Below are 16732 nucleotides of genomic sequence, written 5' to 3'. Positions count from 1 at the left end.
GAGTCCTTCGCTGCGGCCAGGTAGCGAAGAGGCCTTTCACGGACCATCAACCTTCACGCGCGTTCCCGGGACCTACCTGGCAGGCCAGTAGACGGCGTGCCAGTTGCCGTCCGCGGCGACCGCGCCGCCCGCGATCGTCCCGTCGAGACCGATCAGTTCCGCCCGGCTGTATCCGCCGCCCGGCAGTGTGCCGTCGGCGGCCCAGCGCACCGGAGCGGGGAGGGATCCGTTCGGGGCCAGTTGTCCTCGGTCGCCGGACCGAGCATGGTCACCGCCCCGGACGCGTCCCAGCGCAGCGCTCTGCGAGACCTACTGCCCACAGGGGACACGCCTGGCAAAAGTGACAGGTTGCTCCTAAGTGTCAACTTCTCAGGCGTGCTTGGCGGAAGCCGCGGCTTCCAGCCCGAGAAGGCTGATCGACCGCTCCCGCATCTCGACCTTGCGCACCTTGCCGGTCACCGTCATCGGGAACTCCTCGACGACATGGACGTAGCGCGGGATCTTGTAGCGCGCCAGCTTCCCTTCGCAGAACTCGCGCACCGCCTCGGCCGTCAGCGGCTTCGCACCCTCGCGCATGCGCACCCACGCCATCAGTTCCTCGCCGTACTTCTCGTCCGGCACGCCGATGACCTGCGCGTCGAGGATGTCCGGGTGGGTGTAGAGGAACTCTTCGATCTCCCGCGGGTACAGGTTCTCCCCGCCGCGGATGACCATGTCCTTGATGCGGCCGGTGATGTTGACGTACCCGTCGGCGTCCATGATCGCGAGGTCGCCGGTGTGCATCCACCGCGCCGCGTCGATCGCCTCGGCCGTCTTGTCCGCCTGTTCCCAGTAACCGAGCATCACCGAATAGCCGCGTGTGCAGAGTTCACCCGGCTCACCGCGCGGCACGGTCAGCCCGGTCGCCGGGTCGACGACCTTGATCTCCAGATGCGGCCCGACCCGGCCGACCGTCGACACCCGCCGCTCCACCGAATCGTCGGCGCGGGTCTGCGTGGACACCGGCGAGGTCTCGGTCATGCCGTAGCAGATCGACACCTCCGCCATGCCCATCCGGTCGATGACCTGCTTCATCACCTCGACCGGACAGGGCGAACCCGCCATGATCCCGGTCCGCAGTGAGGAAAGGTCGTACGAGCCGAAGTCCGGGTCGGCCAGTTCGGCGATGAACATCGTCGGAACCCCGTACAGGGACGTGCACTTCTCGGCCGCGACGGCTTCGAGGGTGGCCTTCGGCTCGAACGCGGGCGCCGGGATCACCATGCACGCGCCGTGGCTCGTCGCCGCGAGATTGCCCATCACCATGCCGAAGCAGTGATAGAAGGGAACGGGAAGGCAGATCTTGTCGGCTTCGGTGTAGTTGCAGAGTTCACCGACGAAGTAGCCGTTGTTGAGGATGTTGTGATGGCTCAGCGTGGCGCCCTTGGGGAAGCCCGTGGTGCCGGAGGTGTACTGGATGTTGATGGGGTCGTCCGCGGAAAGCTCGCTCTGACGCTTGGCCAGCGGCGCGTGGTCGGCTTTGCCGCCGATCTCCAGCAGCGACGGCCACGCCGGGCTGTCGAGCAGCACTACGTGTTCCAGCGCCGGGCATTTCGGCCCCGCTTCGGCGATCATGCCGGCGTAATCCGAGGTCTTGAACGAGTTCGCGGCCACGATGAGCTTGATCCCGGCCTGGTTCAGCACGTACTCGAGTTCGTGCGAGCGGTACGCCGGGTTGATGTTGACCAGGATCGCGCCGATCTTCGCGGTGGCGTACTGGACACACGTCCATTCCCAGCGGTTCGGCGACCAGATGCCGACGCGGTCGCCCTTGGCGATGCCGAGGTCCAGCAGCCCGAGTGCGAGCGCGTTCACTTCGGCGGCGAATTCGGTGTAGGTCCAGCGCTTTCCCGCCGCGCGGTCGACGAGCGCGGCACGATCACCGAAGGCGGCGACGGTCCGGTCGAAGTTGTCGCCGATGGTGTCCCCCAGCAGTGGGGCGTCCGAAATTCCCGATGCGTAGCTTGGCGAGGCGGGGGCGTCAGGCATGGGGACTCCTGCGTTCGGCGGTAGCGACGCGTCGAGTCTAGGAAGCGCGGGTGACGCCGGCCACCTGCAAGTGGAGACCCGCGACACCTCAGGGAAAACCCGGAGGCCGGGTTCACGCGCTACGGATATCGTCGGGGGCATGCGCCTCTACATCGTCGACGCCTTCACCTCCGAGGCCTTCGCCGGCAACTCCGCCGGCGTCGTGCTGCTGGACTCGCCGGGCGACGCGGACTGGATGCAGTCTGTCGCGGCCGAGTTGAAGCACGCCGAGACGGCCTTCGTCGAGGTCGGTGACGAAGGCCCGAAGTCGCTTCGCTGGTTCACCCCGGAGACCGAGGTCGACCTGTGCGGGCACGCGACGCTGGCGACCACGCACGTCCTCGGCGGCGAGCAGGTCTTCACGACGAGAAGCGGCGAACTGCGCTGCCGGGCCGAAGACGGCTGGGTGTCGATGGACTTCCCGTCGGACCCGCCCCGGGAATCCGACGACGACCTGTCGTCGATCCTGCCGGGCGTCTCCTTCGAGTACGTGGGCCGGAGTCACCAGAACCTGTTCGCGGTGGTGGACAAGGCTTCGGTGGTCCGCTCCCTCGAACCGGATCTCGCCGCGCTGCGCGCGCACTGGACCGGACGGCTGATGGTCACCGCGCCCGGCGACGTCGACGGGATCGACTTCGTCACCCGGTTCTTCGCGCCGGGAGTCGGCGTCGACGAAGACCCGGTCACCGGCTCCGCGCACTGCGTCCTCGCGCCGTACTGGGCGGCTCGCCTCGGCCGGGAAAAGCTCGTCGGCGAGCAGGCTTCGGCACGCGGCGGCATCGTCCGGATGAACCTCGACGGCGACCGCGTCCTGCTTTCGGGGCAGGCGGTCACCGTGGTCAGCGGAGAGTTGCACGTCTGATGCGCCTGATCCTGAACGTCATCTGGCTCGTGCTGTGCGGCCTGTGGATGGCACTCGGTTACGTCGTCGCCGGCGTCATCTGCTGCATCCTGATCGTCACCATCCCGTTCGGACTGGCGTCGTTCCGGATCGCGGCCTACGCGCTGTGGCCGTTCGGCCGGACGGTGGTCGACCGGCGCGACGCCGGCGCGGCGTCGACGATCGGCAACGTCATCTGGTTCGTCTTCGCCGGACTGTGGCTCGCGATCGGGCATGTGCTGACCGGGGTCGCGCTGTGCGTCACGATCATCGGGATCCCGCTGGGCGTGGCGAACTTCAAGATGATCCCGGTCTCGCTGATGCCGCTCGGCAAGGAGATCGTCGAGCTGCCATAACGGCTCAGTCCTCGGGTTCCCACGGCAGCGAAACGATGAGACACGGGCCGCCGACGAACAACCCGCCGTCGATCCCCAGCGCCTTCCCGCCCGCGTAGAGGTACGGTCCCTCGATCTGCGCCGGGTGGATGCCGAGCTGGTCGGCGATCACGCTGTGCCCGTGCACGATCCGCTCGCCGCCGAGCCGGTCCATCAGCTGCTGCGCGACCTCGGCGCCTTCCGGACCGCGGAAGGCGTACCGCGTGGTCATCCGCCGCCACACGTCCCACCACGCCTGGATGTCGCTGCCTTGGAGGATCTCGCGGCCGCGAGTGTTGATCTCTTCGATGTCGTCGCCCCAGCCGAGGTACTCGAGCGTGTCCGAGTGCATCAGCAGGTGGTTCGCGGCCAGCGTCAGCATCGGGCGCGAGGTCAGCCATTCGATGTGTTGCGGCGTGAGTCTGTCCTGGTCGCCGAGCAGCCCGCCGTTGATCTCCCAGCTTCGGGCGAAGCTGCGCGGCCCGAAGTCGGACGGCACCTCCGTGTCACCGAAGTGGTACATCCCGAGCAGCAGGATCTCGTGGTTGCCCAGCAGCGTCCCGCAGTGCCCGCCCGCTTTGGCCGCCTGGCGTTCCAGCCGCATCACCAGATCGATGACGCCGACGCCGTCCGGCCCCCGGTCGACGAAGTCGCCGAGGAACCAAAGGGTGGCTTCACCGCCGGCCCAATCGTCGTCGGCGTCGAGCAGCCCCTTCTCCCGGAGCGCTTCGGCCAGCTCGTCCCGGTGTCCGTGCACGTCACCGACCACGTAGGTCGGGGACGCGGGCTGATCGGCGTGCATCTTGTGACGATAAGCCCTCCGCTGCCCGCCGCGCCCCTCAGCCTTCGCCGAACGGGTCGCCGGTACGGCCGACGAGATCGGCGATCGAGTCGATGATCATGGTCGGCCGGTACGGATAGTGCTCGGCGCTCTCCCGGCTGGAGATGCCGGTCAGCACCAGGATCGTCTGGAGTCCGGCCTCGATTCCCGAGTGGACGTCGGTGTCCATCCGGTCGCCGATCATCAGCGTCGACTCCGAATGCGCGCCGAGTCGCCGCAGCGCCGAGCGCATCATCAGCGGGTTCGGCTTGCCGACGTAGTACGGCGAACGGCCGGTCGCCTTTTCGATCAGCGCGGCGACCGAGCCGGTGGCGGGCATGGAGCCCTCCACGCTGGGGCCGGTGGCGTCCGGGTTGGTGGCGATGAACTTCGCGCCGCTCTCGATCAGCCGGATCGCGCGGGTGATCGCACTGAAGCTGTACGTGCGCGTCTCACCGAGGACGACGTAGTCCGGGTCGCGTTCGGTCAGGACGTAGCCGACTTCGTGCAGTGCCGTGGTGAGCCCGGCCTCGCCGATCACGAACGCCGAGCCGTTCGGCCGCTGCGACGCGAGGAACTTCGCGGTCGCCAGCGCGGAGGTCCAGATGGCCTCCTCGGGGATGTCCAGACCGGTCCGCTCGAGCCTCGCCCGCAGGTCACGCGGGGTGTAGATCGAGTTGTTGGTCAGCACCAGGAACCCGATGTCGTTCGCGCGCAGCTCCTTGAGGAACTCGTCCGCGCCGGGCACGAGGTGCTCCTCCTTGACCAGCACGCCATCCATGTCGCTGAGGTACGTCCAACGGCGCTCGTTCATGCCCCCACCCTAATGATCGGGAGCGGCGTGAACAGCCACGGACGCCGCCTTGACCGAAAGATCGACCGGTGTCCCTGGTTCGAGCGCCAGTTCGGCCACCGCGGCGGGGGTCAGATCGGCGGCCAGCCCCGCCGCCCAGCCGGCACCGCGCGTCCGAACGCGGATCACCGGTCCGTGTGGTTCGAGCGCGTCGACGACTCCCTCGACGGTGTTGCGCGGGCTGCCCCGGTGCTCACCGTCCTTCAGGTACACGGCGACGGCGCTGGGCGGGAACACCGCGACCGCCGGTTGCCCGCCGTCGACGTCCTCCGCCGGGATCCCGGCCAGTGACGACCCGTCTGACGTGCGCAAACCGCCTTCGACGGCGACGCCGGGCACCAGGTTCAGCCCCGCGATCCGCGCGGTGAACGCCGTCCGCGGCGCGGCCAGCACCTTCCGGGTCTCACCGCGTTCGACGATCCGGCCGCCGTCGAGGACGGCGACGTGCTCGGCCAGCGCGAGCGCGTCGAGCGGATCATGGGTGACCAGCACGGTCGGTGGCCCGGCGCGCAGCACCCGCCGGAGCAGGCCGCGGATGGCGGGTGCCGCGTCGACGTCGAGGGCGGCGAAGGGCTCGTCGAGCAGCAGAAGTCCCGGCTCGGCCGCCAGCGCCCGTGCGATCGCGACCCGCTGGGCCTGGCCGCCGGAGAGCTGCGCGGGTTTGCGGTCCGCGAGTTCGAGCGCGTCCACTTCGGTCAGCCACTCCCGCGCGCGCCTTCTCGACCCGGCGCGGCCCGCACCGGTGGACCGGGGCGCGAAAGCGACATTGTCCAAAGCGGACAGATGCGGGAAGAGCAGGGCGTCCTGGGAGAGCAGGCCGATGCCGCGCGCGTGCGGCGGCAGCCCCGTCAGGCCACGGCCCGCCAAGGTGATCCGCGCCCGATCGGGCCGGAGCAGCCCGGCGAGGCAACCGAGCACACTGGATTTCCCCGAACCGTTCGGCCCGAGCAGCGCGAGCACCCCGCCGTCGGGTACCTCGAACTCGACGGACAGTTCGAACTCGCCGCGCCGGAGGGCGATCTCGGCCGAAAGGGTCACGACCGGACACCTTCGAGGGCGCGCGGCCGGGCGAGCGCGATCACCGCGACGGCCACCAGGATGAGCAGCAGTGCCAGCGCGACGGCGCTGTCGACGTCGACCTCGGCCTGGGTGTAGACCTCCAGCGGGAGGGTACGGGTGACTCCTTCCAGGCTGCCGGCGAAGGTGATCGTGGCGCCGAACTCGCCCAAGGCCCGGGCGAAGCTGAGCACGATCCCCGAACCCAGAGCGGGCATCAGCAACGGCAGCGTGACCCGGCGGAACACCGTCCATGGCTTCGCTCCGAGCGTCGCGGCGACCCGCTCGTAGCGGTCACCGGCGCCACGCAACGCGCCTTCAAGACTGACCACGAGGAACGGCATGGCGACGAACGTCTGCGCGATGACCACCGCGGCCGTGGTGAACGGCACCTGCTCGCCGGTCAGGGTGGTCACCAGAATGCCCAGGAAACCCTTGCGGCCCAGCAGGTACAGCAGCGCGAGCCCGCCGACCACCGGCGGCAGGACCAGCGGCAGCAGCACCACCGCGCGCAGCACGCGGACGCCGCGCGCCCCCGAACGCGCGAGCACCACGGCGAGCGGGACGCCGAACAGCACACAGGCCACAGTGGACAGTCCGGCGGTGGTGAGCGAGAGCTTGAGCGCGTTCAGCGACGACGGCGAGGCGATGAGACTCGGGAAGCGCGCGAGGTCCGAGCGCACCAGCAGCCCGATGACCGGCAGCACCACCAGCGCCAGCGCGCATATCGCCGGCGGCCAGAGCACCCACGGCACCCCGGCTCCCGCATTTCGTCCTCTGAATGCGGTACTTGCGCGTGCATGTACCGCATTCAGAGGACGAAACGCGGGGTCAGGGCGCGCCAAAACCGGCCTTCGCCAGTTCTTGCTTGCCCTCCGCGCTGAGGACGAACTCCCTGAAACGCCTGGCGAGATCGGCCTGGGGAGCGTCCTTCACCACCGCGATCGGATAGCTGTTGACCGCGCCCGCCGACTCCGGGAAGTCCACCTTGTCGACCTGTTTGGCGGCCGACGTCGCGTCGGTGACGTAGACGAGTCCGGCGTCGGCGTCGCCCGACCGCACCTTCGCGAGCACTGACTTGACGTCCTGCTCCTCGCTCGCGGGCTTGAGCGTGACCCCGGAGGTCTGCTGGACCTTCTTCGCCGCCGCCCCGCACGGCACCTGCGGCGCGCAGACGACCACGGTCAGCCCGTCCTTCGCGAGGTCCGCCAGGCCCTTGATGCCCTTGGGGTTGCCTTTGCCGACGACGATGGCGAGCCGGTTGGTGGCGAACACCGACGGCTGCCCGTCGAGCACCTCGCCTTTGGCGGCCTTGTCCATATTGGCCTGATCGGCGGACGCGAAGATGTCGGCTTTCGCGCCTTGGGTCAGCTTCTGGACCAGCGCCGAGGAACCCTCGAAGCTGAACTTCACGGTCACGCCGGAGTTCCGCTCCTCGAACCGCTTCCCCAGCGTCCCGAACGACTCGGTCAGTGACGCCGCCGCGAACACGGTGAGCGTCCTCGACTCGATCGTCGCGGTGACGGGTCGCTCCGAACCGCAGGCCGTCGCGGCCAGTGCCAGCGCGAGCAGGGCGGGGACGAGTCTCCTCATCGGCTTCCCTCCGGGGTTTCGACCACGACGGTGGTCGCCTTGACGACGGCGACCGCGAGCACCCCCGGCCGCAGCCCGAGTTCGCGGACGGCCTCGGCGCTCATCAGGGAGACCACGCGATGCGAGCCGCACTGGAGCTCGACCTGTGCCATCACCTTGTCCGTGACGACCTCGGTGACCAGGCCGACGAACCGGTTGCGCGCGGAACGGCCGACGCCGGAGGGATCCTCGGGCTGTTCGGCCTGTGCCTTGGCGAACGCGGCGAGTTCGGCGCCGTCGACGACCTTGCGGCCCGCCGAGTCGTCGAAGGCGGTCAACTGGCCGGCGCGGACCCAGCGGCGGACGGTGTCGTCACTGACGCCGAGCAGACGAGCAGCCTCGGACAACCGGAATTGCGGCATGCTTGGGAGGTTACTTCCGCAGATGCGGAAAAGCTACGGACGTCAGAAATCGCCGGGCACTCCCTTGCGAAGCTCGTCCGTGAACCCGGCCGTTTCCTCGGCCGAGAGCGGATATTTCGCCATCCGGAAAACCCCCGAGGAAGAAACCAGGCCAAGCGGCGATCCGGTACGAAACACATTCTGGACAGTCGTTTTCTCCCGCTTCGGGGTTAGTCTGGTGGCAATGACAGCAGTCGATCTCGGGTTTCCCCGTGTCCCCGGTACACGCGGCGGCCCCACCGTGCCCAGGCCGGACAACCCCGCCCTGATCGACACCTTCGGCCGGGTGGCGACCGATCTACGGGTGTCGCTCACCGACAAGTGCAATCTGCGCTGCACCTACTGCATGCCGGCCGAGGGGCTCGAGTGGATGCCGAGCGCGGACGTGCTCTCCGACGACGAACTCGTGTTCCTGCTGCGGATCGCCGTCGAACGGCTCGGCGTCACCGACATCCGGCTCACCGGCGGTGAACCGCTGCTGCGCCAGGGCCTGGAACACATCGTCGAGCGGGTCGCGGCACTCGAACCGCGGCCGCGGCTTTCCATGACCACCAACGGGATCGGGCTCGCGAAGCGCGCGAAATCCCTCGCCGACGCCGGGCTGGACCGGATCAACGTCTCGCTGGACACCGTCGATCGCGCGCTGTTCGAGACGATCACCCGGCGCGACAGGCTGTCGCACGTACTCGCCGGCATGGCCGCCGCCCGCGAGGCCGGGCTGGCGCCGGTGAAGGTCAACGCGGTGCTGATGCGCGGGCTGAACGAGGACCAGGCCGTGCCGCTGCTGCGATTCTGCCTCGCCGAGGGCTACCACCTGCGGTTCATCGAACAGATGCCGCTGGACGCGCAGCACGGCTGGAACCGGCGCGACATGATCACCGCCGAGGAGATCCTCGGCATGCTCGGCGAGGAGTTCTCGCTGTCGCCGTACCCCGCCGCCCGCGGTGGGGCGCCCGCCGAACGCTGGCTGGTCGACGGCGGCCCGGGCGACGTCGGCGTGATCGCGTCGGTGACGAGACCGTTCTGCGGCGCCTGCGAACGGACGAGGCTGACCGCCGACGGCGCGGTGCGCTCGTGCCTGTTCAGCAACGACGAAACCGACCTGCGCGCCCTCGTGCGCGCGGGCGCGCGCGAAGAAGAGGTGGCGGACGCGTGGCGGGCGACCATGTGGGGCAAGCTCGCCGGGCACGAGATCAACGAGGCCGGCTTCGCGCAGCCGATCCGGCCGATGAGCGCGATCGGTGGCTGACATGGTGACCATCGTGGTGCGGTACTTCGCCTCGGCCCGCGCGGCCGTCGGCATCGACGAGGAGAAGGTCACCCTGCCGGACGGCGCCCGCGTCGCCGACGCCGTCACCCGTCTCCGTGAACTTCACCCCGAGACGCTGCCGAAGCTGCTCGAAGCCGTCTCGTACCTGCTGGACGGCGTCGCCGTGCGGGATCTCACGCGGCCACTGACCGAGGGCGCCGAACTGGACGTCCTGCCCCCGTTCGCAGGCGGCTGACCAGCGCGAACGCGGGAAAGCGAGAGCAAAGGTCCCTTGCTCCCCCGCGAGTCGTTCCAGGGCCTTTGACCTGCGGTCCGTCCGGAATTCACCGGCCGGACGCCGAAGCCGCCGAGGATGCGCAAGTGATCACTCCCCGCCGTGTCCTCGCCGCACTGCTCGCGGCCGTCGCCGCCACGAGCCTGGCGACCACCCCCGCTTCCGCCCACGGACACGGACACGGACCCGGCGTCCGGCCACTGACGCGTGCGCACAGCCACAACGACTACGAGCACGCCCGTCCGCTGCGCGACGCGCTCGACCAGGGCTTCACCAGCGTCGAGGCCGACATCTTCCTCGTGGACGGGCAGTTGCTGGTCGCACACGATCTCGCGGACACACGCCCGGAGCGCACTTTGGAGTCGCTCTACCTGGAGCCGCTGCGCGAGCGTGTCCTGGCCAACCACGGCGTCGGCGTCTATCGGCAGCGTGCGGAGTTTCAGCTGCTGATCGACGTCAAGGGTGACGCGAAAGGCACCTACGCGGCCTTGGAGAAGCGGCTGTACAACCCGCGCTACTCCTTCCTTTTCTCTCTGTACGCGTTCGGACACGTTCAGAAGCGGGCGGTCACCGCGGTCATCTCCGGCGGACGGCCCAAGGACGTCATGCTCGGGCAGCGGGTCCGGCTCGCCTTCTACGACGGCCGGATCAAGGACGAGAACGACCTGAACATCGGCTCGGACCCCCGGCTGACCCCACTGGTCTCCGATTCCTGGACCGGGCTCTTCACCTGGACGGGCGACGGCCCCTTCCCCGCCGAAGAGCGCGCGAAACTGCACGACCTGGTTAACCGGGCCCACGCCGCGGGCCAGCGGGTGCGCTTCTGGGCGACGCCGGACGGTGCCGGTCCCGCCCGGGAAACGTTGTGGAAAGAGCTGGTCGCCGCCGGGGTCGACCACCTGAATACGGACGACCTGGCTGGACTGGCGAACTTCTTGAGGGCTCGCTAAAGTGCGCGGCCCAATAGCGCGCGAAGGCGCACGAATGGTCCAGTCATCCCTTAATCCACGTGATGCAAGCCTCACGATCCGTGAATTATCTCGACTAGGAAACGGCCAGATAACGGCCCGCTGACCTGCGGAAACAGCCGAATCGTCCTGGGTTGCGTGCCGTTACTGTGACGTAGGTCACACCTCGAATAATTTCCGCTCAGGCCGTTCGTTACGTACCGTCGCTTTTCGGTTGGCCCCGACCGACCACGCAACACCGGGAACCCGTAGCGCCGAGCCCTGTCCAACGGATTCCCGGACCCAACCCCGAGCGAAAGCATTTCCGGACAGGGACGAGGGGACCGAGCCGACGCGGCGTGCGTCAGGCGAAGTCAGCCGGCCTGAGACGGCCGGCCAGGACCCACGGGTCTTTCCCTCAGCACAGACTCGTAGGCGCAGGGAGCGAGATTTACTCACATGTCGTACCGAGGCAAGCACCGCAAGATGTCCGCCGCCACCCGCCACATCGCTCGCGTCGCCATCGCGGGCGTCGCGGTCGGCGCCCCCCTCGCCATCGCCGCGACCCCCGCGTCGGCGACCAACTGGGACGCCATCGCGCAGTGCGAGAGCAGCGGCAACTGGAACACCAACACCGGTAACGGCTACTACGGTGGTCTGCAGTTCTCGCAGAGCACCTGGCGTGCCTACGGTGGCACCGGCAGCGCCCACAACGCGTCGCGTGAGCAGCAGATCGCCGTCGCCGAGCGGGTCCTCCAGGGCCAGGGCATCAACGCGTGGCCGAACTGTGGCAAGAAGGGCGGCTCCGCCAGCCCCGCCAAGGCCAAGTCGACCGCCCCGAAGGCCACCAAGAAGGTGACCCCGAAGAAGTCGACCGCCCCGGTCACCAAGCAGCAGGCCCCGGCTCCGGCCCGGGTCGCGGCCGTGACCAATGTCGCGAACTCCAACCCGGCGGGTGACTACACCGTCGTGGCCGGCGACACGCTGTCCAAGATCGCTTCCAAGTTCAACGTCCAGGGCGGCTTCCAGAAGCTGCAGCAGCTGAACAAGGAATACGTGCCGAACGCCGACTTCATCGTCGTCGGTCAGAAGCTCGCCACCAAGTGAGCTCATGAGCACCAGTAAGTCGTGATGCCCGCGGGACTCCCCGCGTGGCCAGGTCGCGACTGACAGAGCCCCACCGCGCCATTCCCCCGGCGGTGGGGCTCTGTCGTGTCCAGAGGCGTCGCGTCCAGAGGCGGCGCTTCAGGCCCGCTCGCGCGCAATGAAGGGGCCTTTCATCGCAAAATTTGCGATGAAAGGCCCCTTCATTGCGTTCACGCACGACCGCCGGCGACCGATCACCCCGCTACGGTGAGTTGACCCACTCGTCGCTGCCGTCGGTGAAGTGCTGGTGCTTCCACACCGGCAGCCGGGCCTTGACCTCGTCCACCAGCTCCGAGCACGCCGCGAAGGCCTGGCCGCGATGCTCGGCGGCCACGGCGCAAGCCAGCGCGACGTCCCCGATGGCCAGCGCGCCCAGCCGGTGGCTGACCGCCACGGCCCGCACGCCGGTCCACTTCGCCGAGAGGTCCGCGACGACCTCCGCGAGCACCTCGGAAGCGGTGGGGTGTCCCTCGTAGGCGAGCCGTTCCACCGACCGCCCGCCGTCGTGGTCCCGCACGACCCCGCCGAAGGTGACGACGGCGCCCGCGGCCGCGTCGTCCACCAGCCGGGCGTGCTCCTCGACCGAAAGCGGCTCGTCGACCACCGCGACCCGTGCGACCCGAACGCTCACTGTTGTGCCTCCCGTGGGTGGTCGCCGCCCGCCAGCTGGTCGACGGCGTGGTCGAGGATCCCGTCCAGTACGCCCAGGCCGTCCTTCACGCCGCCGCGTGAGCCTGGGAGATTCACCACCAGGGTCCGACCGGCCACGCCTGCCACTCCGCGCGAGAGCACGGCCGTCGGCACAGCGGGCAATCCAGCGGCCCGGATCGCGTCCGCGACGCCGGGGAGTTCGTAGTCGAGGATCGCACGCGTGACGTCCGGGGTGCGGTCGGTCGGCGAGATGCCGGTGCCGCCGGTCGTCACGATCACCTGGACCCCGGCCGCGACGGCCTCGCGCAGGGCCTCGCCGACGGGATCCCCGTCCTCGACGACGACGGGGTCCGGCACGTCCCAGCCCCGCTCGGCGAGCCAGGCCGTAATGACCGGACCGGTCTTGTCCTCGTAGACGCCCTTCGCGGCGCGGTTGGACGCCACGATCACCCTCGCGGCCCGGCTCACGGCCGCTCCCAGGTCCCGGTCTTGCCGCCGTCCTTGCGGATGAGGCGGACGTCGTCGAGGGTCGCCGCGGGATCGACGGCCTTGATCATGTCGTGCAGGGTCAACCCGGCGACGGCGACGGCGGTCAGCGCCTCCATTTCGACGCCGGTGCGGTCGTTCGTCTTCGCGGTCGCGGTGATGTGCACGGCCGTCTCACCGAGGGTGAATTCGACCTTGACTCCCGACAGCGCGATCTGGTGGCACAGCGGAATCAGCTCGGGCACCTTCTTCGCGCCCATGATGCCCGCGATCCGCGCGGTGGCGATGGCGTCGCCCTTGGGCAGGCCGTCCGTCGCCAGCAGGCCGAGCACCTCGGCCGTGGTGTGCACGGTGCCGCCCGCCAGCGCGGTGCGGGCGGTGGGCGTCTTGCCGGAAACGTCGACCATACGGGCGGCGCCCGTATGGTCGACGTGGCTGAGTTCACTCACGCCCAGCAGGTTAGTCCTCAGAACACCCGCTGCTTCGAGCGAACCTCGTCGAGTGCCTTCTCCCGGTCCTGCCGCTGCTGCGGTGACATCGAGTCGAACAGTCCGCCCTTGTCCACTCCGCAGGCCGTGTCGTGCGCGGGGCGCTTGCCTTCCACGAAGAACCGGTTGACGGCGTTGTTGCCGCAAGCGTTTTCGTCGCTCAGCCAGACCCCGTGCCCGCCCTCGTCCACGGTCACGATCCGCGCCCGGTCACCGAGCGCGCGACGCATGTCCCTGGCTCCGCTCAGCGGAGTCGCCGGGTCCCGCAGGTTCTGCACCATCAGGATGTTCGACGGTCCCCGGTCACCGATCCGCACCGGCGGTTCGATCGGCTCGGAAGGCCAGGACGCGCACGCCCAGATGTTCGCCCCGGCCGCGCCGAACATCGGGTACTTCACCCGATCCTTCGCGACATTGCGCTGATAGGTCGCGACGTCCTCCGGCCAGTTCGTGTCGTTGCAGACCACGTGCAGTTGCCCGGACAGCAGCTGCGCCAGGTCGATCTGCGTTGTCTCGGCAGCCTGCTTCAAGACGCCTTCGCCGTCGAGCCCCTGCCACTGCTGCGCGAGGATGGGGAAAGACCTCGTCGAGTACAGCGCGCCGAAGGTGCTGGCCCGGAACGTCGCGCCGTCGATGCCCGGTACCGCGCCGGTGTCGAGTTTGGCGGCCAGTTCGTAGAACTTCGCCGTCACCTGCCGCGGAGTACGGCCCAGGCCGTAGCTGGCGTGCCGCGCCGCCGCCCATTTCGCGAAGTCCGGGAAGCGGTCCTCGAACCCCTCCGCCAGGCGACGCGAGGTGGCCGGATCGAGGCCGCCCGGGCTGGTCACGCTGTCGATCACGACGCGATCGGTCTGCTGCGGGAACATCGTCGAGTACACGGCGCCGAGGTAGCTGCCGTACGAGACGCCGTAGTACGAGAGCTTCTTCTCGCCGAGGGCTTCCCGGATGCGGTCCATGTCGCGGGCGGTGTTGGCCGTGGTGATGTACGGCAGGTTCGCCGCGGTCTTCGATTCACCACACTGCTTCGCGATCCCGGCCACGTACGTCGCCCGCTCGGCCACCGCCGCCTCGTCACGCGCGTACGGCGGGACGTTGCCGGTCTGCTGGCCGGGTTTGAGATCGCAGGTGACCGGCGTGCTGCGCCCGATCCCGCGCGGGTCGAACCCGATGACGTCGTAGGCGTCGAGCACACTCGACGGCATACCCGCCGCCCGCAGCCCGGCAGGCATGGTCAGCCCCGGACCGCCGGGCCCACCCGGATTCGTCAGCATGATCCCGCGCCGCTTCGCCGGTTTGGTGCTGGAGAGCTTCGAAACGGCGATGTCGATGGTGGCGCCGCCGGGATTCCGGTAGTCGAGCGGAACCTTCAAGGTGCCGCATTCGACGCCCGGCGCGGCCACGTCCTCCGGACACGCCCCCCAATTCAAAGCCGAAACCGCGGCGGACGCCGTGGCCGGTACGAGTACCGCCACGGTCACCGCCGCGGCCGTGAGTGTCCCGATTTTGCTCAGGACAGAGTGCTTCATGCCCAACCTCCGTCAAGATCGACTTCTCGGTCGAAATCGAGCCTATGAGCGGGCCAGATACGGAGTCGTCACTCTGAAGTCGGCCCCCGGGTCGGCCTCAGTGATGACACGAACACCGAATGGAGCAAGGGACCTTTGCTGTCGCTTCGTCAGCGCTCGGCCGCTTTGGCCGCCTTCTTCACGGCTTCCGCGACGGCGGGGGCGACGGCGTTGTCGAAGACGCTCGGCACGATGAACGACGCGTTGAGCTTGCCGTTGTCCACCACGTCCGCGATGGCGTCGGCCGCCGCGAGCAGCATCGAGTCGTCGATGTGGTGCGCGTGCGCGTCGAGCAGGCCGCGGAACACCCCGGGGAACGCGAGCACGTTGTTGATCTGGTTCGGGAAGTCGCTGCGGCCGGTGGCGACGACGGCGGCGTGCTTCTGCGCCTCCAGCGGGTCGATCTCCGGGTCCGGGTTGGCCAGCGCGAACACGACGGCGTCGGACTTCATGGTCGCGACCTGCTCGGCACCGAACAGGTTCGGCGCGGAGACCCCGATGAACACGTCGGCGCCGACGAGCGCTTCGTGCAGGGTGCCCGCCTGCTGCTCCTTGTTGGTGTGCTCGGCGATCCAGGTCAGGTTTTCGTCGAGGTTGCCGCGCGCGGAGTGCACGATGCCATCGATGTCGGCGGCCACGACGTCGCCCGGGTTCTTGCCCAGCAGCAGGCGGATGATCGCCGAACCGGCCGCGCCGACGCCGCTGACCACGATCTTGCAGTCCTCGATGTTCTTCCCGACCACGCGCAGCGCGTTGCGCAGCGCGGCGACCACGACGATCGCGGTGCCGTGCTGGTCGTCGTGGAACACCGGGATGTCGAGCTGCTCACGCAGGCGCTTCTCGATCTCGAAGCAGCGCGGCGCCGCGATGTCCTCGAGGTTGATGCCCGCGTAGACCGGGGCGATCGCCTTGACGATCTTGATGATCTCTTCGGTGTCCTGGGTGTCGAGGCACACCGGCCACGCGTCGACGTCGGCGAACTTCTTGAACAGCGCCGCCTTGCCCTCCATCACCGGAAGCGCGGCGGCCGGGCCGATGTTGCCAAGGCCCAGCACGGCCGAACCGTCGGTGACGACGGCGACCGTGTTCCGCTTGATGGTCAGGCGGCGCGCGTCTTCGGGGTTCGCGGCGATCGCCTGGCACACGCGGGCGACACCGGGCGTGTACGCGCGGGAGAGGTCGTCACGGTTACGGAGCGCGACCTTCGGGGTGACCTCGATCTTGCCGCCGAGGTGGATCAGGAACGTCCGGTCGGAGACCTTGCGGACCCGCACGCCCGGGAGCGAGTCCAGGGTCTGCGTGATGTCCTGCGCGTGATTCTCCGACAGGGCGTTGGCACTGATGTCGACGACGATCGACTCGGGGTGCGACTCGACGACGTCGAACGCGGTCAGCACGCCGCCGACCCGGCCGACGGCGGTCGTCAGGTCACCCGCCGCGGTGGACGACGCGGGGGCCTCCACCCGGACGGTGATCGAATATCCGGGACCGGGAACCGGCATGGCACTACCCCCGCTGAGGAACGCTCGAATAGGTCGATCGAAAACCTACTCCCGTGACGACCGCCACGAACCCTCGCAGGGGGTAACCGGCCAGTAGCTTTCTACCGGTTGATCTCGGTCTCGGGGTGCACGTAAGGCACCCTTTCGAGGGGAAAGGTCACGTCACCGAACGGGGACAGCGCACCCTGCCGGTCGGAAGCCAGCTCGGTGACGGGGTGCTCCCCGTCTTCACCGGGCCACGTCGGGTCGATCCCCGCGCGCTTCTTGTTCTCGCCCTTCGCCACAACGTCCTCCCGAGCATGGTCAAGCCGTTCTCGACG

General features: G+C 68.9%; 18 protein-coding genes and 1 pseudogene. 6 read left to right on the top strand and 13 right to left on the bottom strand.

Translation table 11 applies throughout. From position 1 onward, the window contains the following. Nucleotides 1-72: 72 nt before the first annotated feature. Together AVL48_RS38890 and AVL48_RS04485 are read right to left on the bottom strand one after the other, a co-directional pair. On the bottom strand, nucleotides 73-210 hold the full coding sequence (locus tag AVL48_RS38890) for a hypothetical protein (protein WP_156515757.1): 138 nt from the start codon (nucleotides 208-210) through the stop codon (nucleotides 73-75). A gap of 159 nt (nucleotides 211-369) precedes the next feature. Then, nucleotides 370-2028 (bottom strand): AMP-binding protein, encoded by a 1659-nt coding sequence (locus tag AVL48_RS04485; protein ID WP_061984961.1) that lies wholly within the window; start codon nucleotides 2026-2028, stop codon nucleotides 370-372. 139 nt (nucleotides 2029-2167) lie between these two features. Here AVL48_RS04485 and AVL48_RS04480 point away from each other — a divergent pair, with 139 nt between their 5' ends. Together AVL48_RS04480 and AVL48_RS04475 are read left to right on the top strand one after the other, a co-directional pair. Beyond that, entirely contained in the window at nucleotides 2168-2929 is a 762-nt protein-coding gene (locus AVL48_RS04480; RefSeq protein ID WP_061984963.1) for a PhzF family phenazine biosynthesis protein, read from the top strand. Further along, nucleotides 2929-3303 (top strand): YccF domain-containing protein, encoded by a 375-nt coding sequence (locus AVL48_RS04475; RefSeq protein WP_061984965.1) that lies wholly within the window; start codon nucleotides 2929-2931, stop codon nucleotides 3301-3303. The genes AVL48_RS04480 and AVL48_RS04475 overlap by 1 nt, the downstream gene beginning before the upstream one ends. 4 nt (nucleotides 3304-3307) lie before the next feature. On the opposite strand, the gene AVL48_RS04470 is transcribed toward AVL48_RS04475, so the two are convergent. The 6 genes from AVL48_RS04470 to AVL48_RS04445 all read right to left on the bottom strand — a co-directional run bounded on the left by AVL48_RS04470 (nucleotide 3308) and on the right by AVL48_RS04445 (nucleotide 8044). Further along, a complete protein-coding gene (locus tag AVL48_RS04470; protein WP_061984968.1) occupies nucleotides 3308-4123 on the bottom strand; it encodes a metallophosphoesterase family protein in 816 nt (271 codons plus the stop codon). Nucleotides 4124-4160: 37 nt separating this feature from the next. Beyond that, nucleotides 4161-4955: an HAD-IIA family hydrolase gene (locus AVL48_RS04465; protein WP_061984970.1), complete on the bottom strand. Its 795-nt coding sequence runs from the start codon at nucleotides 4953-4955 to the stop codon at nucleotides 4161-4163. Between the two features lie 9 nt (nucleotides 4956-4964). Beyond that, nucleotides 4965-6032 (bottom strand): sulfate/molybdate ABC transporter ATP-binding protein, encoded by a 1068-nt coding sequence (locus tag AVL48_RS04460; protein WP_061984973.1) that lies wholly within the window; start codon nucleotides 6030-6032, stop codon nucleotides 4965-4967. Further along, on the bottom strand, nucleotides 6029-6805 hold the full coding sequence (locus AVL48_RS04455; protein ID WP_074038162.1) for an ABC transporter permease: 777 nt from the start codon (nucleotides 6803-6805) through the stop codon (nucleotides 6029-6031). The genes AVL48_RS04460 and AVL48_RS04455 overlap by 4 nt, the downstream gene beginning before the upstream one ends. Nucleotides 6806-6881: 76 nt before the next feature. Continuing rightward, the gene (gene modA / locus AVL48_RS04450; RefSeq protein ID WP_061984974.1) at nucleotides 6882-7643 is read right to left on the bottom strand and encodes a molybdate ABC transporter substrate-binding protein; all 762 of its coding nucleotides are present in this window, start codon (nucleotides 7641-7643) and stop codon (nucleotides 6882-6884) included. After that, complete coding sequence (locus tag AVL48_RS04445) at nucleotides 7640-8044, bottom strand: TOBE domain-containing protein (protein WP_061984976.1); 405 nt, start codon at nucleotides 8042-8044, stop codon at nucleotides 7640-7642. Before AVL48_RS04445 ends, modA begins: the two co-directional genes overlap by 4 nt. A 223-nt stretch (nucleotides 8045-8267) precedes the next feature. Between AVL48_RS04445 and moaA the strand changes: the two genes are divergently transcribed. From moaA to AVL48_RS04425, 4 genes are all read left to right on the top strand, one after another. After that, nucleotides 8268-9332 carry a GTP 3',8-cyclase MoaA gene (gene moaA / locus AVL48_RS04440; protein WP_061984978.1) on the top strand — a complete coding sequence of 355 codons (1065 nt, stop codon included), beginning with the start codon at nucleotides 8268-8270 and terminating at the stop codon, nucleotides 9330-9332. A 1-nt stretch (nucleotide 9333) separates the two neighbouring features. After that, entirely contained in the window at nucleotides 9334-9588 is a 255-nt protein-coding gene (locus AVL48_RS04435) for a MoaD/ThiS family protein (RefSeq protein ID WP_061984980.1), read from the top strand. 125 nt (nucleotides 9589-9713) lie between these two features. Next, nucleotides 9714-10577 (top strand): phosphatidylinositol-specific phospholipase C/glycerophosphodiester phosphodiesterase family protein, encoded by an 864-nt coding sequence (locus AVL48_RS04430; protein ID WP_061984982.1) that lies wholly within the window; start codon nucleotides 9714-9716, stop codon nucleotides 10575-10577. Nucleotides 10578-11033: 456 nt separating this feature from the next. Further along, nucleotides 11034-11681, top strand: coding sequence for a LysM peptidoglycan-binding domain-containing protein (locus tag AVL48_RS04425; RefSeq protein ID WP_063054077.1), 648 nt, complete (start codon nucleotides 11034-11036; stop codon nucleotides 11679-11681). Nucleotides 11682-11922: 241 nt separating this feature from the next. Here AVL48_RS04425 and AVL48_RS40485 read toward each other — a convergent pair. The 5 genes and pseudogenes from AVL48_RS40485 to AVL48_RS04395 all read right to left on the bottom strand — a co-directional run bounded on the left by AVL48_RS40485 (nucleotide 11923) and on the right by AVL48_RS04395 (nucleotide 16696). Further along, nucleotides 11923-12839: pseudogene (locus AVL48_RS40485) on the bottom strand (molybdenum cofactor biosynthesis protein MoaE). Further along, nucleotides 12836-13306 carry a cyclic pyranopterin monophosphate synthase MoaC gene (gene moaC / locus AVL48_RS04410; protein ID WP_074038156.1) on the bottom strand — a complete coding sequence of 157 codons (471 nt, stop codon included), beginning with the start codon at nucleotides 13304-13306 and terminating at the stop codon, nucleotides 12836-12838. Before moaC ends, AVL48_RS40485 begins: the two are co-directional and overlap by 4 nt. 17 nt (nucleotides 13307-13323) lie before the next feature. After that, nucleotides 13324-14871 (bottom strand): alpha/beta hydrolase, encoded by a 1548-nt coding sequence (locus AVL48_RS04405; protein ID WP_061984990.1) that lies wholly within the window; start codon nucleotides 14869-14871, stop codon nucleotides 13324-13326. 149 nt (nucleotides 14872-15020) lie between these two features. Then, entirely contained in the window at nucleotides 15021-16412 is a 1392-nt protein-coding gene (locus AVL48_RS04400) for an NAD-dependent malic enzyme (RefSeq protein WP_061984992.1), read from the bottom strand. A 101-nt stretch (nucleotides 16413-16513) separates the two neighbouring features. Further along, nucleotides 16514-16696 carry a hypothetical protein gene (locus AVL48_RS04395; protein ID WP_061984994.1) on the bottom strand — a complete coding sequence of 61 codons (183 nt, stop codon included), beginning with the start codon at nucleotides 16694-16696 and terminating at the stop codon, nucleotides 16514-16516. Nucleotides 16697-16732 lie beyond the last annotated feature (36 nt).

This window comes from Amycolatopsis regifaucium, from assembly GCF_001613935.1.
In the GTDB taxonomy this organism is placed as follows: Bacteria; Actinomycetota; Actinomycetes; order Mycobacteriales; family Pseudonocardiaceae; genus Amycolatopsis; species Amycolatopsis regifaucium.
This window is presented reverse-complemented; position numbering and strand designations above follow the sequence as displayed.

Excerpts from the sequence above, each read along its gene's own strand:
- modA (WP_061984974.1), bottom strand. The coding sequence starts at position 7,643 with ATGAGGAGACTCGTCCCCGCCCTGCTCGCGCTGGCACTGGCCGCGACG.
- AVL48_RS04485 (WP_061984961.1), bottom strand. The coding sequence starts at position 2,028 with ATGCCTGACGCCCCCGCCTCGCCAAGCTACGCATCGGGAATTTCGGAC.
- AVL48_RS04405 (WP_061984990.1), bottom strand. The coding sequence starts at position 14,871 with ATGAAGCACTCTGTCCTGAGCAAAATCGGGACACTCACGGCCGCGGCG.
- AVL48_RS04400 (WP_061984992.1), bottom strand. The coding sequence starts at position 16,412 with ATGCCGGTTCCCGGTCCCGGATATTCGATCACCGTCCGGGTGGAGGCC.
- AVL48_RS04435 (WP_061984980.1), top strand. The coding sequence starts at position 9,334 with ATGGTGACCATCGTGGTGCGGTACTTCGCCTCGGCCCGCGCGGCCGTC.
- AVL48_RS04475 (WP_061984965.1), top strand. The coding sequence starts at position 2,929 with ATGCGCCTGATCCTGAACGTCATCTGGCTCGTGCTGTGCGGCCTGTGG.
- AVL48_RS04465 (WP_061984970.1), bottom strand. The coding sequence starts at position 4,955 with ATGAACGAGCGCCGTTGGACGTACCTCAGCGACATGGATGGCGTGCTG.
- AVL48_RS04425 (WP_063054077.1), top strand. The coding sequence starts at position 11,034 with ATGTCGTACCGAGGCAAGCACCGCAAGATGTCCGCCGCCACCCGCCAC.
- moaA (WP_061984978.1), top strand. The coding sequence starts at position 8,268 with ATGACAGCAGTCGATCTCGGGTTTCCCCGTGTCCCCGGTACACGCGGC.
- AVL48_RS04480 (WP_061984963.1), top strand. The coding sequence starts at position 2,168 with ATGCGCCTCTACATCGTCGACGCCTTCACCTCCGAGGCCTTCGCCGGC.
- AVL48_RS04470 (WP_061984968.1), bottom strand. The coding sequence starts at position 4,123 with ATGCACGCCGATCAGCCCGCGTCCCCGACCTACGTGGTCGGTGACGTG.
- AVL48_RS04445 (WP_061984976.1), bottom strand. The coding sequence starts at position 8,044 with ATGCCGCAATTCCGGTTGTCCGAGGCTGCTCGTCTGCTCGGCGTCAGT.